At 72.8% G+C, this 17,951-nt stretch carries 19 protein-coding genes; 6 read left to right on the forward strand and 13 right to left on the reverse strand.

Annotated features, from left to right (window positions below; translation table 11 throughout):
* Positions 1-42 precede the first annotated feature (42 nt).
* The 10 genes from WDV06_RS00670 to WDV06_RS00715 all read right to left on the reverse strand — a co-directional run bounded on the left by WDV06_RS00670 (position 43) and on the right by WDV06_RS00715 (position 7,346).
* Positions 43-918 carry a hypothetical protein gene (locus tag WDV06_RS00670; RefSeq protein ID WP_395507579.1) on the reverse strand — a complete coding sequence of 292 codons (876 nt, stop codon included), beginning with the start codon at positions 916-918 and terminating at the stop codon, positions 43-45.
* Positions 915-1,721 (reverse strand): hypothetical protein, encoded by an 807-nt coding sequence (locus tag WDV06_RS00675; RefSeq protein ID WP_395507580.1) that lies wholly within the window; start codon positions 1,719-1,721, stop codon positions 915-917. The genes WDV06_RS00670 and WDV06_RS00675 overlap by 4 nt, the downstream gene beginning before the upstream one ends.
* Positions 1,718-2,461, reverse strand: coding sequence for a hypothetical protein (locus WDV06_RS00680; RefSeq protein ID WP_395507581.1), 744 nt, complete (start codon positions 2,459-2,461; stop codon positions 1,718-1,720). The genes WDV06_RS00675 and WDV06_RS00680 overlap by 4 nt, the downstream gene beginning before the upstream one ends.
* Before the next feature lie 114 nt (positions 2,462-2,575).
* Positions 2,576-2,842 carry a DUF3099 domain-containing protein gene (locus WDV06_RS00685; RefSeq protein ID WP_395507582.1) on the reverse strand — a complete coding sequence of 89 codons (267 nt, stop codon included), beginning with the start codon at positions 2,840-2,842 and terminating at the stop codon, positions 2,576-2,578.
* Between the two features lie 128 nt (positions 2,843-2,970).
* A complete protein-coding gene (locus WDV06_RS00690) occupies positions 2,971-3,261 on the reverse strand; it encodes a DUF1416 domain-containing protein (RefSeq protein WP_045950396.1) in 291 nt (96 codons plus the stop codon).
* A gap of 68 nt (positions 3,262-3,329) precedes the next feature.
* Positions 3,330-4,175, reverse strand: coding sequence for a sulfurtransferase (locus tag WDV06_RS00695; RefSeq protein ID WP_358895784.1), 846 nt, complete (start codon positions 4,173-4,175; stop codon positions 3,330-3,332).
* Positions 4,176-4,365: 190 nt separating this feature from the next.
* Positions 4,366-4,449 (reverse strand): putative leader peptide, encoded by an 84-nt coding sequence (locus tag WDV06_RS00700; protein WP_350206375.1) that lies wholly within the window; start codon positions 4,447-4,449, stop codon positions 4,366-4,368.
* Positions 4,450-4,610: 161 nt separating this feature from the next.
* Complete coding sequence (locus tag WDV06_RS00705) at positions 4,611-5,330, reverse strand: LmeA family phospholipid-binding protein (RefSeq protein WP_395507583.1); 720 nt, start codon at positions 5,328-5,330, stop codon at positions 4,611-4,613.
* A gap of 142 nt (positions 5,331-5,472) precedes the next feature.
* Positions 5,473-7,083: a hypothetical protein gene (locus WDV06_RS00710; protein ID WP_395507584.1), complete on the reverse strand. Its 1,611-nt coding sequence runs from the start codon at positions 7,081-7,083 to the stop codon at positions 5,473-5,475.
* An 8-nt stretch (positions 7,084-7,091) separates the two neighbouring features.
* Positions 7,092-7,346, reverse strand: coding sequence for a MoaD/ThiS family protein (locus WDV06_RS00715; protein ID WP_344162543.1), 255 nt, complete (start codon positions 7,344-7,346; stop codon positions 7,092-7,094).
* Between the two features lie 470 nt (positions 7,347-7,816).
* Between WDV06_RS00715 and WDV06_RS00720 the strand changes: the two genes are divergently transcribed.
* The 5 genes from WDV06_RS00720 to WDV06_RS00740 all read left to right on the forward strand — a co-directional run bounded on the left by WDV06_RS00720 (position 7,817) and on the right by WDV06_RS00740 (position 13,476).
* Positions 7,817-8,599, forward strand: a complete 783-nt coding sequence (locus WDV06_RS00720; RefSeq protein ID WP_395507585.1) for a response regulator transcription factor — start codon at positions 7,817-7,819, stop codon at positions 8,597-8,599.
* 73 nt (positions 8,600-8,672) lie between these two features.
* The gene (locus WDV06_RS00725; protein ID WP_042812372.1) at positions 8,673-9,695 is read left to right on the forward strand and encodes a LacI family DNA-binding transcriptional regulator; all 1,023 of its coding nucleotides are present in this window, start codon (positions 8,673-8,675) and stop codon (positions 9,693-9,695) included.
* A gap of 199 nt (positions 9,696-9,894) precedes the next feature.
* On the forward strand, positions 9,895-11,196 hold the full coding sequence (locus WDV06_RS00730; protein WP_395507586.1) for a S1C family serine protease: 1,302 nt from the start codon (positions 9,895-9,897) through the stop codon (positions 11,194-11,196).
* A 79-nt stretch (positions 11,197-11,275) separates the two neighbouring features.
* Positions 11,276-12,013, forward strand: coding sequence for a response regulator transcription factor (locus WDV06_RS00735; protein WP_395507587.1), 738 nt, complete (start codon positions 11,276-11,278; stop codon positions 12,011-12,013).
* Positions 12,010-13,476 carry a sensor histidine kinase gene (locus WDV06_RS00740; RefSeq protein ID WP_395507588.1) on the forward strand — a complete coding sequence of 489 codons (1,467 nt, stop codon included), beginning with the start codon at positions 12,010-12,012 and terminating at the stop codon, positions 13,474-13,476. The genes WDV06_RS00735 and WDV06_RS00740 overlap by 4 nt, the downstream gene beginning before the upstream one ends.
* On the opposite strand, the gene WDV06_RS00745 is transcribed toward WDV06_RS00740, so the two are convergent.
* Both WDV06_RS00745 and WDV06_RS00750 read right to left on the reverse strand, forming a co-directional pair.
* Complete coding sequence (locus tag WDV06_RS00745) at positions 13,456-14,364, reverse strand: phosphatidylinositol-specific phospholipase C (RefSeq protein ID WP_395507589.1); 909 nt, start codon at positions 14,362-14,364, stop codon at positions 13,456-13,458. The two genes, WDV06_RS00740 and WDV06_RS00745, sit on opposite strands and share 21 nt — an antisense overlap.
* A gap of 77 nt (positions 14,365-14,441) precedes the next feature.
* Complete coding sequence (locus WDV06_RS00750) at positions 14,442-15,029, reverse strand: TetR/AcrR family transcriptional regulator (protein WP_395507590.1); 588 nt, start codon at positions 15,027-15,029, stop codon at positions 14,442-14,444.
* Positions 15,030-15,184: 155 nt separating this feature from the next.
* On the opposite strand from WDV06_RS00750, the gene WDV06_RS00755 reads away from it, so the two are divergent.
* A complete protein-coding gene (locus WDV06_RS00755) occupies positions 15,185-15,970 on the forward strand; it encodes an alpha/beta fold hydrolase (RefSeq protein WP_395507591.1) in 786 nt (261 codons plus the stop codon).
* 78 nt (positions 15,971-16,048) lie between these two features.
* On the opposite strand, the gene WDV06_RS00760 is transcribed toward WDV06_RS00755, so the two are convergent.
* Positions 16,049-17,866 (reverse strand): bifunctional metallophosphatase/5'-nucleotidase, encoded by a 1,818-nt coding sequence (locus WDV06_RS00760; protein ID WP_395507592.1) that lies wholly within the window; start codon positions 17,864-17,866, stop codon positions 16,049-16,051.
* Positions 17,867-17,951: the final 85 nt, after the last annotated feature.

Consider the following 17,951-nt stretch of genomic DNA (forward strand, 5'->3'; position numbering starts at 1 on the left):
GGTGTGAGGTAGGCCGAACCGGCCCCTGTCCGGGTGGACCGGTCAGTGGAGCAGCTGGTCCTGGAGGATCACCGCCTGGTGGAGCGGCACGGCGGCGGCCCCGCCCTTGCGGTTCTGGAGGATCACGGCCTGGAGGTCACCCGACGCGACGCAGCCGACCCGGGTCTGCTCGTCGCCGAAGGGGACCGCCTCCTCCAGGACCTTGATGCCCTCGACGGCCGGGGAGACCTGCTTGACCTTGGCCTTCCCCCAGACCTCGTCCAGGTCGACGCCCTTGACCCCGCTCAGCTCCATCCCGGAGCCGCAGCCCTTGAACCGGTCCGCGAACCCGGAGGCGTGGAAGCGCAGCAGGTAGACACGGGTGCGGGTGCCGTCCGCGGTGGTCCAGCCGCGGGCCGCGATCTGGCGCAGGCCGTCGACGTCGAACTGCTGCCGCATCGTGTCGCGGACCGACGGCTCGTACTCCTCCAGGAAGGTGTCCACGGTGACGGCCGAGTCCTTCTCCAGCTTCAGCCCGGCGTCCGGGGCGGAGCCCTGGGGCGCGGGGAGCAGGAGCTGGGTCAGGCCGGCGTAGTGGATGCCGTCCGGGTTGTCGGGGGCGAAGGGCAGCGGCGCGCCCGGGGGCGGGGTGGGCCGGGCCAGGACGGGGTAGGTCCAGCGTCCGTCGTCCTTGGTGGACAGGCCGGGGACGTCGCTGCGCTCAAGCCGGGTGATCCCGTACGCGGTCCCGGCGCCGGCGACGCCGAAGACGAGGACGGCGGCGGTCCAGCGCAGGACGGCGCGCAGCGTGCGGCGGCCCCCGGGCGTGGGCGGAACGGGGGCTTCGGCGGCCGGCGGCACGGCGCCTCCGGACGCCACCGGGGCTTCGGCGGCCGGCGGCACGGGGGTTTCCGGGGCGCCGGTGGTCTGCTCGGTCACACGGACTCCCCGGGGGACTTCAGGTGGTTCAGCTGGTTCTTGAAGATCGCGGTGGCGTCGGAGCCGGAGAAGACGCTCTTGGGCCCGTAGGCCTGGAACATGACCATCACGTCGCCCTGGACGGCGACGCAGGAGAGGGAGTCGATCCCCTCGCCCCTCTTGTCCTTCTCCTCGGCGACGACGACCGAGAGCGCGCACCGGGCATCGGGGTACCCGTCGACCTTGGGGGCCTCACGGCCGTCGCCGGCGAGGTCGAGGAGCTTCCTGGAGACCTGCGAGAAGGAGTCCAGGGCCTTGGGGTCGGCCTGCATCAGCTGGATCTCCACGACCAGCGTCCCGGTGTCCTTCGCGAAGGTACGGCCGGCGACGCCCTTCAGCCTGAGCTCGGCGAGCACGTCGTCGCGCTTCTTGCGCTCCGAGGCCGACAGGCCCGCGCGGGCCTCCTTGAAGCCCTCCAGCGCGCGCTCCCCCGAGACGGCGTAGTCGTTGCCGTCGGAGGCGAGGTCGGGGCCGGGCCGGTAGCCCGGCGGGGCCGGGATCAACTTCGCCGAGAGGGCGTTCCCGGGGACCTGGCCCGGCACCGGGCGGTCCGGCAGCGAGGCCCCGTCGGGGACCCAGTACGCCGTGGGCGCGCTCCGGTCGGCGCCGGCGACGGCGGACGAGGCCCAGACCCCGCCGCCCACGAGGGCGGCGGCCGCGACGGCCGCCGCCGCGAGGGCGACGGTCCTGCGGCGCCCGCCGGTGCGCGCGGCGGCCTCCGGCGCCCGCGCGGCGGTCTCGGTGTCCTTCAGCGGCTCGGTCACAGTCGCTCCCACTGGCGCTTCGCCACCTCGGCGACGTCGCTCTCGGCGATCGCGCGCCCGCGCGTGTCGAAGTAGAAGATGTGCATGACGATGTCGCCCCGGCGGGCGACCGCCCTCGCCTGGCGGACGGGGTAGTAGCCGGGCTTCTCCTCGTTCTTGGAGTACACCCAGAGGTGTCCCGACTCCGCCGGGATCCCCGGGATGTCGGCACCCCTGTTGCCCGCGTACTTCTCCTCGGGCATGTAGCGGGACTGCCCGCTCCGGTGCGCGTCCGCGCCCGCGAAGTCCCTGAACTGGATCAGCTGGATGTCGACCTGGATGTCGCCCTGTTCCCAGGAGGTCGTCGCGATGCGCCGGAAGCCGTGTTCGACCATGGTGCGGAAACCGCTCCCGGCCGCCTCGAAGCCCGTCGCGTACGAGTCGAGGCTGTCGTAGCCCGCGCCCTCGCTCTTCGCCCCGGCCGGCGCCTCGACCAGCAGCTTCGTGAGGTCGTCGTCCGTCTTGTGCCACCGGTTGGCGTTGATCGACTTGACCGTCGTGGCGTCGTTCGGTGCCTGCGCCTTGGGCGTGTCCAGCTTCTGCTGGGCCAGTGGCGGCAGGGGCGTGGGCTTGCGGCCGTACTGGACCGCGTAGCCGGTGACCGTGCCCGCGACGGCGCCGAGGACGAGGGCCGTGGCGATCAGGGCGGTGGTGCGGCCACGGCGGCGCGGAGCGCGCGGCGGCGGCTGTTCGTGTTCCAAAGGGGTCCCCCCACAGACCTGGAGGCGCGGGAACGTTCGCCCGCGCACATCCAAGACACCCTGCTCGGGGAAGCCGTTGTACGCATCCTTATTACGCTTTTATCTCGAACGCGTTCAATCCTCGGGCGGCCGTCGCTTTCCGTCCAGTTCATCCCACCACTCGTCGGACTTCGGGTCCCCCGACGGGTCGTCCCACCAGCGGTCGTCCGGCCCTCGCCGGTTCGCGACCATCGCCGCGACCGGCGGGATGAGCATCGCGACCACGCACATCGCGACCGCCGCCGGCACCGAGAAGAGGCGTACGAAGGACCAGGCGGAGACGAAGAGGAACAGGCATCCGCCCATGAGCAGGAAGTAGGCGCGCCGACGCCGGGCGTACATAGCTCCAGCGTAGGACCGGCCCCCGCGAACACAAGGGCGCGGACGGCGCGAAGGGCCGCACCCCGATCCAGTGGCGTCCAACCCCCTGGGGTGCGGCCCTTCGGCCGGTACAGCTGTGCGGTCGTGCGTCAGACCGCGATGGCGACGTCCGTCACGCCGCCGGCCTCGGCGACCACGACGGCGCGGTCGGCCTGGCCACCGGGAACCAGTGCCCGCAGCGTCCACGAGCCGGTGGCCGCGTAGAAGCGGAACTGGCCGGTCGCGGAGGTCGGGACCTCGGCGGTGAACTCGCCGGTCGAGTCCAGCAGCCGCACGTAGCCGCTGACGGGCTCGCCGTCCTTGGTCACCTGGCCCTGGATCGCGGTCTCACCGGGCTTGAGCGTCGCGAGGTCGGGCCCGCCGATCTGTGCTCCACACATGTTCTCTGTCCTGTCCTGGAGGGGTTCTGCTGCTTCGAGGGGCGGGCGTCGCGTGCCCGGCCGCGGGGTTACTTGTTGGGGCCGAGCTCGATCGGCACGCCGACGAGCGAGCCGTACTCGGTCCAGGAGCCGTCGTAGTTCTTGACGTTCTCCTGGCCCAGGAGCTCGTGCAGCACGAACCACGTGAGCGCGGAGCGCTCACCGATGCGGCAGTAGGCGATGGTGTCCTTCGCGAGGTCGACCTGCTCGGCCTCGTAGAGGGCGGTCAGCTCCTCGTCGGACTTGAAGGTGCCGTCGTCGTTGGCGTTCTTCGACCACGGGATGTTGCGGGCGCTCGGCACGTGGCCGGGGCGCTGCGACTGCTCCTGCGGGAGGTGCGCCGGAGCGAGCAGCTTGCCGGAGAACTCGTCGGGCGAGCGGACGTCGACCAGGTTCAGGGAGCCGATCGCGGCGACGACGTCGTCGCGGAAGGCGCGGATGGAGGTGTCCTGCGGCTTGGCCTTGTACTGGGTGGCCGGGCGGTTCGGGACGTCCTTGCCGTCGACCAGGTCGCGGGAGTCGAGCTCCCACTTCTTGCGGCCGCCGTCGAGGAGGCGGACGTCCTGGTGGCCGTAGAGCTTGAAGTACCAGTAGGCGTAGGACGCGAACCAGTTGTTGTTGCCGCCGTAGAGGACGACGGTGTCGTCGTTGGAGATGCCCTTGGCGGACAGGAGCTTCTCGAAGCCCTCCTGGTCCACGAAGTCACGGCGGACCGGGTCCTGGAGGTCCTGCTTCCAGTCGATCCGGACGGCGTTCGTGATGTGGTTCTTGTCGTACGCGGACGTGTCCTCGTCCACCTCGACGATCACGACGTTGGCGTCGTTCAGGTGGGCCTCGACCCAGTCGGCGTCTACGAGGACGTCGCTGCGGCTCATGGTGATCTCCTCCGGGGCAGTGTGCGGCGGGGCTGTGCTGTGCTGCGGTGGGGCTTGGCGTTGCTGCGCGCGGCCGTCTCCGGCGGTCGCTCTCCGGCCCTGCGCGGGGAGGCGTCAGGGGGCGGGTGCGGTGCGGTCACGCGGGATGAAGGGCCGTCGGTCCGGCCGGCGGAGCGGGAAGGCTCACGCCTCACATGGAGCGACAGAGCATGGCGGCGACGCGACACAGGTCTACTGCCCGCCGCTTCGTGAGGTCCGCCTGCTGATGCTTCATAGCCAGGATCGTAGGGAGGAACCGGCCGCCCTGTCACCGGCGTGTCATATGTCGAGACAGGATCGTCCGCATGGTGGGATGAGAAAGCCCCGGGAGGCCGTCCCACGGCCTTCCGGGGCTGGTCGAGCGGCCCGCCCTCCTGCGGATCGGACCACACCGTCTCACGATCCGGCCAGGCTCACGTCCGTCCCGGTCAGCGTGAGGTGGACGCCCGCCTCGTCGGAGGTCAGCGCGGTGAGCTTCAGACCGGCCGGCAGGCCGTCGTCGATGCGGCGGTCGAAGTCCGTCCGCTTGCGGATGGCGCTCTCGATCCCGGGTATGCCCTCGCCCGGCACGGAGTCCGCGCGGACCCGGACGGTCTTGCCGGCGCCCGACCCCTCCTTGGCGTCGACGAGCGCGACGGTGGAGATCACGCTGCGGGTGATCGTCCGGCCCAGGACGTCCACCGACGCGGTGACCTTCAGCTTGCCCGGCTGGCCGCCGTAGGTGAGGGTCGCGCCCGTCTGGGAGGCCTTGGTGAGGTCCTCGTACGAGATCAGCGCGGTGCCCTCGGCGCGCTTGGCGGTACCGCCGGTGTAGCCGGAGTTCAGCTTCACGTCGTGGAAGCCGGCGTCGAGCTGCGAGAGCCGCGTCTTGCGGCCGTCGGCGGTGACCTCGACGCCCTTCAGCCTCAGGTCGACCTGTTCCAGATCGTGGCTGAGGGCCTGGGTGAGGAAGGGGAAGCCGTGGATGTCGACCTCGGCGCTGCCGGCCAGGCCCTGGCGGGACTGGATCTTCTCGGCGAGCCGGTCCTCGGCGTAGCCGACCGCCCACCGGTCGGCGCCCACGAACAGGCCGCCCAACACCACTGCCACGATCACCACGAAACGCAGGAAACGCACGTGTCCTCCCCCTCCTCGACGGTACGTGCGTTCTAGTGGACCATGATCGCCGTCGGAGCGGGGTGAGCGGGCGGGGCGGGCGCCGTCCTCCGCGACACCCGCCCCGCCCGTCCCACCCGTCCCGCCCGTCCCGCCCGTCGCCTCAGCCGACCACGCGGCCGATCAGGTAGACGGCGGGTGCGGCCACCGCCAGCGGCAGCGCGACACCGGCCGTCATGTGCACGAACTTCGACGGGTAGTCGTACGCCGCCACCCGCAGCCCGACCAGCGCGCACACCCCGGCCACCAGGCCGACCAGCGCACCGCCCGCGCCCAGCCCGACCACCCCGCCGACCGCGATGCCCGCACCGGCCGCGGCGGCCAGCGAGACGCCCACCGAGGGCGCCGTCGGCAGCGGCAGGGCCCGCGCGAACACGGCGACGGCCACGGCGGCCGCCCCGGCGCTCACGGCGGCCCAGTCGGCCGCGAGGAACCCGGTGCACGCGATGGCCAGCGCGGCGGAGGCCACGGAGGCCATCAGCCCGTACATCCGCTCGTCGGGGTCGGCGTGACTGCGCAGCTGGAGCACCAGCGTGAGCAGCACCCACACCCCGAGGGTGCCGATGATGGCGCCCGGACCGTACGTACCGTCCACCGCGAGCACCGCGCCGTCGGCGACGAGGGCTCCGGCGAAGGCCAGGGCGATGCCCTGGCGGGCCGGCCACATGCCGTTGAGACGGAACCAGCCGGCGGCGGTGAGGCCCTGGAGGGCGATCAGCGGCAGCAGCAGGGCGTACGGGCCCAGCGCGGCGGCGCCGGCCAGCAGCAGCCCGAGGGCGGCGGTCAGTATGGCCGACTGCGGCCCGGGGTCGATGATCGGCGACCGCCCCTCGGCCCGTGCCTGAGCGGGGTCGACGGCGCGCAGGGTGTTCCCCCCGAGCGTCGGCGGCGACCAGTCCGCCCCTGCGGCCGCCGGCTCCGGCTCGGCCTCCCGCACGGGGGGCAGGTAGGCGGTCTGCGCGGCGGCGTCCTCCACCGGAGGCACCGGAGGCAGGTACGCCGTCTCCGCGGCCGCGTCCGCCGGAGGCTGCGCACCCCGCACCGGAGGCAGGTACGCCGTCTCCGCGGCCGCGTCGGCCTGTGCCGGGGCCGGGGGCTGCGGCTGCGCGTCGCGGAACCAGGCGTCCGGCACCGCGGACCGCTGCTGCGGCCGGGCCGGCTCCGGCCCCGGGTACGGCGGAAGGTAGGCGGTCTCCGCGGCCGCGTCGGCGGCATCCCGTACGGGCGGCAGGTACGCCGTCTCGGCGGCGGCGCCCGCGGCACCCCCGGCCGAGGCGTCCGGCCACGGCACGCCGCCCCCGGCCCCCTGCGGCGGCTCGGACTGCCGCACGGGCGGCAGGTACGCCGTCTGGGCGGCCGCGTCGACCTGCGCCGAGGACGGGGACTGCGGCTGCGGCTGCGGCTGCGCGTCGCGGAACCACGCGTCGGGCACGGCCGGGGCCTGCGGCTGCGCCTGCCCCGGGTACGCGGCACCGCCACCGGTGGAGGCGTCCGGCCACGGCACGCCGCCACCGGTACCGCCGGCCTGCTGCTGCCACCCCTGCTGCCCCTGCGGGGCAACGGGCGGGGCCGCCTGCCCCGGGACCGAGCCGAGCGGCGGCTGCACCGGCTGGTACCCGGTCTCCCAGGTGTCGGCCTGCCAGGTCTGCGTGCTGTACGGGTCCTGCTGCGCGGCGGCCTGCTGTCGCCGCTGCTGCTCCTCGGGAGTGCTCATCGCCGCGCTCACCCGCCCGCGAACGGCGGGAGCACCTCGACGGTGCCCCCTTCGGTCAGCAGGACGGCGTCGTGCGGCCGCTTGCCCACGGGCTCGTCGTTCACGAGGAAGGAGCAGCGCTGCAGGACCCGGGTCAGCTCCCCCGGGTGGCGTTCCCGCACTGCGTCGAGCGCCTCGGCCAGCGTGCGTGCCGAGTACGGCTCCTCCGCCGTCTTGGCCGCGGCTTTCGCCGCCGCCCAGTAGCGGATGGTTCCGGTTGCCACTGCAGCTCCCATCGTGTTCGGCTCCGTCGGATCTCTACCGTCGGCCTCCATGATGACCCCTCCGGCTCGTCACCCCGGCGTGCCTCCGCGCGCCGTCCGTGCGCCCGGGCGGCCCGCAGGGGGTCCACCGATCCGGTGAAACCAGGGCATACGCAGGAGGAAGGCGTGGCGCGAACCACAGAATGCGGTGCACGGCAGCCCTCGGCCCTGAAAGGGCGGGTGGGCTATTCTGGCGGCGTAGAGGATCCGGGCAACGTGGCCCCCGGGTCCTTTTGTGCTTTCAGCACGTTGAACGGACCGAGAAGAGTGGTATCCATCCGGACCTCAGGGCGCGGGGACCGGACGGCATGCCAGGCAAGTCGTACGAAGCCGTACCACGCACGTCCTCGACGGGACCGAGGAGGAACCGACGTGATGGACCAGCGAAGCAAACAGGAGCACGACCACCCGACCCGGGCAGGTGGTCGGGCGTGAGTTCCCTCCTGCTGCTGACCAACGCCCTGCAGCCGTCCGCCGAGGTGCTGCCCGCACTCGGACTGCTGCTGCACAACGTCCGGGTCGCACCGGCCGAGGGACCGGCCCTGGTGGACACCCCCGGGGCCGACGTGATCCTCGTCGACGGCCGCCGCGACCTGCCGCAGGTGCGGTCGCTCTGCCAGCTGCTGCGGTCCACCGGACCCGGCTGCCCGCTGATCCTCGTCGTCACGGAGGGCGGCCTCGCCGCCGTCACCGCCGACTGGGGCATCGACGACGTGCTCCTCGACACCGCCGGCCCGGCCGAGGTCGAGGCGCGGCTGCGGCTGGCCACGGGCCGCCAGCAGCTCGGCTCCGACGACTCCCCCATGGAGATCCGCAACGGCGACCTGTCGGTCGACGAGGCGACGTACTCCGCCAAGCTCAAGGGCCGGGTCCTGGACCTGACCTTCAAGGAGTTCGAGCTCCTGAAGTACCTCGCCCAGCACCCCGGGCGGGTCTTCACCCGCGCCCAGCTCCTCCAGGAGGTCTGGGGCTACGACTACTTCGGCGGCACCCGGACGGTGGACGTCCACGTCCGGCGGCTGCGCGCCAAGCTCGGCCCCGAGCACGAGTCGCTGATCGGCACCGTCCGCAACGTCGGCTACCGCTTCGTCACCCCGGAGAAGGTCGAGCGGGCGGCGGCGGAGGCGGCGGCGGCCAAGGCCGACCGGAAGAAGGCTCCGGCCGAGGCCGAGGCCAAGGCCCCGGCGGAGGCCCCGACGGCCGTCCCCCATTAGGAGGAGGCCTGTGACCATCCACTCTCCAGGACGCCCTGCCCAGAGGTAGGTCACCCCGCGTAGACTTCCGCGCGTGGCCAAGGTGACGCGGGATGACGTTGCACGACTTGCGGGTACGTCTACCGCCGTCGTGAGCTACGTCATCAACAACGGACCCCGGCCGGTCGCCCCGGCCACGCGCGAGCGTGTCCTCGCCGCGATCAAGGATCTGGGCTACCGCCCGGACCGGGTCGCCCAGGCGATGGCGTCGCGGCGTACCGACCTCATAGGCATGATCGTCCCGGACGCGCGCCAGCCGTTCTTCGCGGAGATGGCGCACGCGGTGGAGCAGGCCGCCGCCGAGCGCGGAAAGATGGTCCTGGTCGGGAACTCCGACTACCGGGACGAGCGCGAGGTCCACTACCTGCGGGCGTTCCTCGGGATGCGGGTGTCCGGGCTGATCCTGGTCAGCCAGGGCATGAGCGAGCGGGCGGCGTCGGAGATCGAGGCCTGGGACGCGCGGATCGTGCTGCTGCACGAGCGTCCCGAGGCCATCGACGACGTGGCCGTCGTCACGGACGACATCGGCGGCGCCCAGCTGGCGACCCGGCACCTCCTGGAACACGGGCACGAGTACGTGGCCTGCATCGGCGGCATCGAGAACACCCCGTCCGTCGGCGACCCGGTCGCCGACCACGTCGAGGGCTGGCGGCGCGCCATGCTGGAGGCCGGGCGGTCGGTCGAGGGGCGGGTCATCGAGGCCCCGTACAACCGCTACGACGCCTACCGGGTCGCCCTGGAGGTCCTGGCCCGGCCGGACCGGCCGACGGCGATCTTCTGCGCGACGGACGACCAGGCCATCGGGGTGCTGCGGGCCGCGCGGGAGCTGCGGATCGACGTGCCCGGGGAGCTGGCGGTGGCCGGCTTCGACGACGTGAAGGAGGCGGCGCTCACGGACCCGCCGCTGACCACGGTCTCCTCGGACCGTCCGGCGATGGCCCGCGCGGCGGTGGACCTCGTCCTGGACGACGCCCTCCGCGTGGCGGGCTCCCGCCGCGAACGCCTGAAGCAGTTCCCGTCGGCCCTGGTCATCCGCCGCAGCTGCGGCTGCCGCTAGGTCCTGTCGTCGAACTCCCGTCTGCCCTCAGGGCGACGACGGGAGTTTGACGACAGGCCCCAGACCCGCCGTTTCACGCGCCGGCGGCGGACGCGCCGGCGGGCCGGCGGGTCGGCCTTATTTCGGGCATACACGGTTCTGTCGGGCTTCTCAGCCGGGACTCAGGAAGCTCTCATGATCCGCGGACAGAGTCACGGACATGACCGACAGCTTCCGCCGCGAAGGCGAGTACCCCCAGGAGAACCGCCCGGCCCCGCACTCGCCGTTCGGCGAGGACTGGCAGCGCGGACGCGACCGGCTGGCCCACGACGCGATGGGCGGCGGGTCCTACCCGCCCCCGCCCGCGTACCCCCCGCCGGCCCCCGCCCCGGGATGGCACGAGGCGCACCAGCCCCCGGCTCCGGCCGACCACGGCACCGCCGGCCAGGGCGACACCGGCCACACCGACGCCAACGCCGCCGCCGACGGCACCGGAGGCACCGGCGGGCTCAGCGGCCTCGGCGGGCTCGGCGCGGATAGCGCCCCCACCGGATGGGCCCACTGGGGCGCCGAGGCGCCCGCCCCCGCCCCCGCGCCCCGCGCGAAGCGCCCCGTCGCGCTGCTCGCCGCCGTCGCCCTCGCCGCCGCCGTGGTCGGCGGTGCGACGGCGGCCACCGTCCAGCAGTTCCTCGGGAACAACGGGTCCGCGGCCGCCGGGTTCCCCGGCACCAACGTCTCCCAGTCCAGCAACGGCACCGTCTCCGGCGTCGCCGAACAGGTCAGCCCCTCCGTCGTCCGCATCGACACCCGCACCGGCTCCGGCCAGGGCACCGGCTCCGGCATCGTCGTCACCGCCGACGGCGAGATCGTCACCAACAACCACGTCGTCAGCGGCGCCGCGGAGATCCAGGTGACGATGAGCGACGGCAAGAAGTACGCCGCCCGGACCGTCGGCACCGACGCCGCCAAGGACCTCGCCCTGATCAAGCTCCAGGGCGCGAGCGGCCTCAAGCCCGCCAAGCTCGGCGACTCCGACCGCCTCAAGGTCGGCGACCAGGTCGTCGCGATCGGCTCCCCCGACCGCCTCACCGGTACCGTCACCAGCGGCATCGTCTCCGCGCTCGACCGCGAGGTGAACGTGCCCAAGTCCGAGGACCAGCAGCAGCAGCGCGGCAGGCAGGGCGGCGGCTGGCCGTTCTCGTACGACGGCCGGCAGTTCAACGGCAACACCGGCTCGAACACCACCTCCTACAAGGCCATCCAGACCGACGCCTCCCTCAACCCCGGGAACTCCGGCGGCGCGCTCGTCAACATGAACGGCGAGATCGTCGGGATGCCCTCCGCGATCTTCTCCCCCTCCAGCGACAGCTCCAGCGCCGGCAGCGTCGGCCTCGGCTTCGCCATCCCCGTCAACACCGTCAAGGCCGACCTCGACTCCCTCCGCAAGGGCGGCACGGGCTCCGGCGGCGGCTCGGACCAGGGCGGCGACCGCGGCGGCAACGGCTTCGGCATCTCCCTCTGATCCTTCTGAGACCCTGGAACGGGACCGGAACCGCACGCGTCCCGCACACCGATGACGACCACCACCCTGGGGGCCACGCATGAATCCCGCCGAAGGCGACCCGCAGCGGATCCTCGTCGTCGACGACGAGCCGGCCGTGCGCGAGGCCCTGCGCCGCAGCCTCGCCTTCGAGGGGTACGACGTACGGACGGCCGTCGACGGCATCGACGCCCTCGACCAGGCGGCCTCGTACGCCCCCGAACTGATCGTCCTGGACATCCAGATGCCCCGCATGGACGGTCTGACGGCGGCCCGCCGGCTGCGCGCCTCCGGCAGCGTCACCCCGATCCTGATGCTGACCGCCCGCGACACCGTCGGCGACCGCGTCACCGGCCTCGACGCGGGCGCCGACGACTACCTCGTCAAGCCCTTCGAACTCGACGAGCTGTTCGCCCGCGTCCGCGCCCTGCTGCGCCGCAGCTCCTACACCGCCCCCTCCGCCGCCGGACCGGCGCGGCCCGAGGACGTCCTGGCCTTCGGCGACCTGCGCATGGACCTCACCACCCGCGAGGTCACCCGCGGCGGGCGGCCGGTGGAGCTGACCCGTACCGAGTTCACCCTGCTGGAGATGTTCCTCGCGCACCCGCGCCAGGTCCTGACCCGCGAGCAGATCCTCAAGACGGTCTGGGGCTTCGACTTCGAGCCCAGCTCCAACTCCCTCGACGTGTACGTGATGTACCTGCGCCGCAAGACCGAGGCGGGCGGCGAGCCGCGCCTGGTCCACACCGTGCGCGGAGTCGGGTACGTGCTGCGCGCCGGTGAGGGCGGGCCCGAATGACGGGTCCGGCCGCCCGCTTCCGCGCGCTGCCGCTGCGTTCCCGGCTGGCGCTGCTGGTGACCGTCGCCGTCGCCGTCGCCGTCGCGGCGGTGGCCGGGGTGTCGTGGGTGATGGTGCGGGCGCAGCTGAACGACCAGCTGAACCAGTCCCTGCTGGCGACCCAGCCCGACGAGCAGGTGGTCCGCACCCTGCGCGAGGGCTGCGTGACCCGCCCGGCCGTGGGCCCGCCGAACATCGCCGAGGAGCTCGGCCCCACCGTCCAGATCGTCACCGCGGACGGGGGCCGCTGCCTGGTGAGCGGCCGCAGCGACCTGCCGGTCTCCGCGGCCGACAAGGCCGTCGCGGCGGGCCTGAGCGGCAAGTCCCTGCACGACGCGACGACCGGCGACGGCACCAGGATGCGCGTGTACACGATCAACAAGCACCTGACCAACGGGGCGTCCTTCGGGGTCTCCATCGCCAAGCCCCTCGCCGACATCGACCAGCCCCTGTCCACCCTGGCCTGGGTGCTGCTCCTGGTCTCCGGCATCGGCGTGGTGGGCGCGGGCGCGGCCGGACTGTGGGTGGCCCGGACCGGGCTGCGGCCCGTCGACAAGCTCACCGGGGTCGTCGAACACATCGCGCGCACCGAGGACCTCACCGTGCGCATCCCCGAGGAGGGCGACGACGAGATCGCCCGCCTGTCGCGGTCCTTCAACTCCATGACCGAGGCGCTGGCCTCCTCCCAGGAGCGCCAGGCCCAGCTGATCGCGGACGCCGGGCACGAGCTGCGCACCCCGCTCACCTCGCTGCGCACCAACATCGAGCTCCTCGCGCGCAGCGAGGAGACCGGCCGGGCCATCCCGCCCGAGGACCGCCGGGAGCTGCTGGCCTCGGTGAAGGCGCAGATGACGGAGCTGGCCTCGCTGATCGGGGACCTCCAGGAGCTGTCCCGTCCGGACGCGGCCCCGCACGCCCCGCTGGGGGTGGTGCCCCTGCACGACATCGCCGGGACGGCCCTGTCCCGGGCCCGGCTGCGCGGGCCCGAGCTGCGGTTCGACGCGGAGCTGGAGCCCTGGTTCGTGCGGGGCGAGGCGGCCGCGCTGGAGCGGGCGGTGGTCAACCTGCTGGACAACGCCGTGAAGTTCAGCCCGCCCGGCGGGGCGGTGGAGGTCGCGTTGCGCGCGGGCGAGCTGACGGTGCGCGACCACGGGCCGGGCATCCCGCCCGAGGACCTCCCGTACGTCTTCGAACGGTTCTGGCGCTCGGAGTCCGCCCGCGCCCTGCCCGGGAGCGGGCTGGGCCTGTCGATCGTGGCCCGTACGGCCGCCCGCTCGGGCGGCACCGCCGAGCTGCGGGCGGCGGCGGACGGGGCGGGCGGCACGGAGGCGGTCCTGCGCATCCCGGGCGCCCCGGCGCCGCCGCCCTCGGCCGAGCCGCGGCCGCAGTCCGGGCCGCAGGCGTCAGTTGTGCCGGATCAGTGAGGCGACCAGGCCGGAGCGGGTGTTCGGGAAGTCCATCGGGACGATGCCCAGTCCGGTCCGGCCGGCCAGCTCGCCGCCGTCGACGAAGGCGTGGACCTGCGGGTTGAGGCGGTCGGAATTCCAGCGCGGGGGCATGTAGGCGGCGGTGCTCGTGTAGTTCACGAAGAGCCTGCCGGGCTGCTGGACGGCCTTGCGGAACTGGTTCTCGATGCGTCCGATCTTGGCGAAGGGCTCCGTGTTGTAGTCGTCCTGGATGTCGAAGACCCCGCCGTCCCCGTAGCGCAGGCCCGGCAGGCCGGCATTGTCGGCGAGGAGCACCACGCGGCCGCGGGCCTGGCCGAGGGTGGGCAGGGTGTCGGCGATCCGGAAGAGCGGGCGCCAGCCGCGGTGGTCGAGGTAGTCGTCGAAGACGGCGCGGAAGGTGGCGTCGCTCTCGGTGGAGTACTCCTGCTTCACGCGCATCAGGACGGTCTCGGAGGGGTGCGCGGCGAGGAAGTCCGCGCAGGCGACGAGGACGTCCCCGAACATCAGGTTCTGGAAGAACGCGGCGTGGTGGATCGCGAACGAGCCGCCCGTCACCCGGCAGCGCACGTCGAGGAAGCGGATGCCGGAGTCGAGCTGCTCGGCGATGGAGGTGTTCTGGCAGGCGACGTAGAGGCCACCCTGGCGGGCGCCGGAGTCGTGGGTGCCGGGGATGGTCATGCGCTGGAGGGCGGTGGAGTCGGCGAGGCCCGCCATCCAGTCCTGGGTGCCGAGGGTTCCCGGGGCGGGACGTCTCAGGGCCCGGCCCCGCGCGGAGGCCGGGGCGGCGGCCCCCAGCCCGAGTGCGGCGGCGCCCGCGCCCGCCGCCAGTGCGCCGGTCAGGAAGGTCCGTCGGTCCAGAGCCATGCCCGCCCCTTTGTCCGTAGTCCGGTTCTCCGGCCACCGTGGCCGGACCGGATTATGGCGTGCGGAGCGCGCCCTTACTACCCGTCGGTACGGACGGGTTCGCCGAGCAACTCGACCATGCCGCGCAGCCCTTGGGCGAGTTCCGCCCCCGTCGGGGCCTGTTCGGGGTCGGTGAGGACCTGCACCATGACCCCGCTCAGCAGGGCGATGTGCAGGGAGCCGAGGGAGCGGACGTCCTCCTCGGTGACCGCCTCCTCCGGCACCCCGCGCAGCGCCGCGGCCACCATGCGCCGGTTGCGGCGCTGGCCCTCGGCGAGGATCGCGAGCAGTTCGGGCGAGGACTGGGCGTGCACGAAGGCCTCGACGGAGGCGGTCCAGAGCCAGCGCATCTCGCCGAAGTCGCGGATCTTGCGGTCCCAGGTGTCGGCGTAGCGCTCCTTGGCGGTGTCGCCCTGGCCGGCGAGCCGGCCGGCGCCGGCGGCCCACTCCTCCATGGCGGCGAACAGCGCCTGGTTCAGGAGCACCTCGCGGGAGCCGAAGTGGTAGCCGATCGCGGCCATGCTCACCCGCGCCGCCGAGGCGATGTCGCGCACGGTCGTCCGCAGGTAGCCCTTCTCCTCCAGGCAGCGGCGCGCTCCGGCCAGCAGGTCCTCGCGATTTCCCATGCGGGGATCGTAGCCGGGGACGGGGCCGGGCCCACGGACCGTCGCACCCGTTTGGGCGCTTGCCCTACACGAACGTATTGCGCACCTGCCCAAGTCCTGACAGGCTGGACCCGCCACCGAGCACCACGCCGGCCACGAACGGGGAGAGCCTCACCATGCGCCACACACTGGACCTCGACGGACGCGCACTGTCGTACCTGGACTTCGGCGGCACCGGCCGCCCCCTGCTCGCCCTGCACGGTGGCATGTCCGAAGCCGCCGCCTTCACCGGCCTGGCCGCCGCCCTCGGCGACGCATGGCGGGTCATCGCCCCCGACCAGCGCGGCCACGGCGATTCCGACCGGGCCCCGCACTACCGCCGCGAGGGATACGTCGCCGACGCCGTCGCCCTCCTCGACCACCTCGGACTCACCGAACCCGTCGCCCTCCTCGGCTACTCCCTGGGCGGCCTCAACGCCTACCACCTCGCCGCCGCCCACCCCGACCGGATCGGCGTCCTGATCGGCGTCGACGCCACCGTGTCGATCGACATCCCCGCCGGCCCCCAATGGTTCGACTTCCTCGGCTCCCTCCCCTACACCGCCCCCACCCGCGAGGAGCTGCTCGCGGCCGTCGACCCGGCCGCCCTGCCCTTCGTCACCGACGGCGTACGCCCGCTGCGCGACGGGAGCGGCTGGCGGCTCGCCTTCCACGGCCAGGACATGCTCGACTCCATCCACGCCTGCGACGGCGACCACTGGGACACCTGGCTCGCGAGCACCTGCCCCGCCCTGCTCATCCACGCCACCCGCAGCCAGGCCCTCAGCCGGGCCGTCGCCGACGCGATGGTCTCCCGGCGCCCGGACACCTCGTACACGCCCCTCGACGGGGACCACTTCGTCCCCTTCACCGAGCCGGAGGGCTTCCACGCCGCCGTCGCCGAGTACCTGGCCAAGGTCTGAGGGGGGAACGCAGAGAGGGGCGGTCGGGCCTTCCGGCCCGCCGCCCCTCCCGTCCGCTCCGGTGTTACCTGACGACCGTCACTTGACGACCGTGATCCGGTCCGCCGCCGGCGGGGCGATCGGCGCCGCCGCCGTCGACTTCGCCAGGAGGGCGTTGAACGCCTCCAGGTCCGGGACGCCGACCAGCTTGTTCTTGTGCTCCTTCAGGACGGTGAAGCCGTCACCGCCGCCCGCCAGGAACTCGTTCATCACGACCCGGTAGGTCTTCGCCGGGTCGATCGCCGCGCCGTTCAGCTTCACCGAGTCCACGACGATCCGGTCCGCGCCCGACTTCGTCATGTCCAGGGTGTAGGTCAGCCCCTTCGAGATCTGCAGGATCTTCGGGTTCGGGCCGTTGACCGGGCCGCTGACCTGCTGCTGGAGCGCGGTGATCAGCTGCGCGCCCGTCAGGTCCACCACGTTCAGCAGGTTGTTGAACGGCTGCACCGTGTACGACTCGCCGTACGTGACGACACCGTCACCCTCGCCACCGGCCGCCTTGTACGCCAGGTCGGCGCGGATGCCGCCCGGGTTCATCAGGGCCAGCTGCGCCCCGCCCTTGTCGGCCGCGGAGGTCGCGTCCAGCTGGGCGTCCGCGATCAGGTCGCCGAGCGGCTTCTCCGGGGCCTCCGAGCCGCGGCCCGCGATGTCGGCGGAGATGTAGCCCATCGGACGGTTGGCGACCGGCGCCGCCAGCTTCTTCCAGCGGTCGATCAGCTCCGACATGTCCGGGGCCTTCGGCAGGTCCCGGCTGACGACCTTGTTCACCGGCTTCGGCGACTGCACCGGCGTACGGACGATGTCCTTGGTCGCCCGGTCGTAGGTCAGCGTGGTGTCCGTGAACAGCCGGCCGTAGGAGGCGGCCGAGGTGACCGTGCGCGGGTTGCCCGCCGGGTCCGGGATGTTGCACGAGTACGCCTGGTGGGTGTGGCCCGTCACCAGCGCGTCGACCTTCGGGCTCACGTTCTTCGCGATGTCGACGATCGCACCCGAGATGCCCGCGCCGGCGCCCGGCACGTTGCAGTCGTAGTTGTACGCGCCGCTCGCCGGCAGACCGCCCTCGTGGATCAGCGCCACGATCGACTTCACGCCCTGCTTGTCCAGCTCGGCGGCGTACTTGTTGATCGTCTCGACCTCGTCGCCGAACTTCAGGCCCTTCACGCCGTCCGCCGTGACGACGTCCGGGGTGCCCTCCAGGGTGACGCCGATGAAACCGATCTTCACGTCCCCCTTCTTCCAGATGAAGGTGGGCGACATCAGCGGACGCTTGGTCTTCTCGTCCGTCACGTTCGCGGCGAGGTACTTGAACTCCGCTCCCGTGTACGTCTTGCCGTACTCGAAGCAGCCTTCGACCGGGTGGCAGCCGCCGTACTGCATCCGGCGCAGCTCGGTCTTGCCCTCGTCGAACTCGTGGTTGCCCACGCTCGTCACGTCGAGCTTCAGCTTGTTCAGCGCCTCGACGGTCGGCTCGTCGTGGAAGAGACCGGACAGCATCGGGCTGCCGCCGATCATGTCGCCGGCGGCCGCGGTGACGGAGTACTCGTGGCCCTTGCGGGCCTCGCGCAGACCGGACGCCAGGTACTCGACGCCGCCCGCGGGTATGGACTTGGTGGTGCCGTCAGCCTGCAGTTCGGCGACCGTGCCCGAGGAGCCCTGCGGGGGCTCCAGCGTGCCGTGGAAGTCGTTGAACGACAGCATCTGTACGTCGACGGTCCGGCCCTTGGCGACCGGAACGCCGCCACTCGCGGCACCGGCGGGCAGTGCGGCGGCGACCATCGCGCCGGCCCCCGCGGTGAGGGCGAGCGCGCCGAGGGTCAACCGGCGGGCCGTGCGGTGCCGTTGTGGCTTCGCTGACATCTGTTCCCCTTTTTGGACAGCGAGACAACTGGGAGGTGAGCCGCAGCCTATGGTCAACGCGCGTAGCACCAACAGGGGGGTGCGG

Source organism: Streptomyces racemochromogenes (genome assembly GCF_044129415.1).
Lineage (GTDB): Bacteria > Actinomycetota > Actinomycetes > Streptomycetales > Streptomycetaceae > Streptomyces > Streptomyces racemochromogenes_A.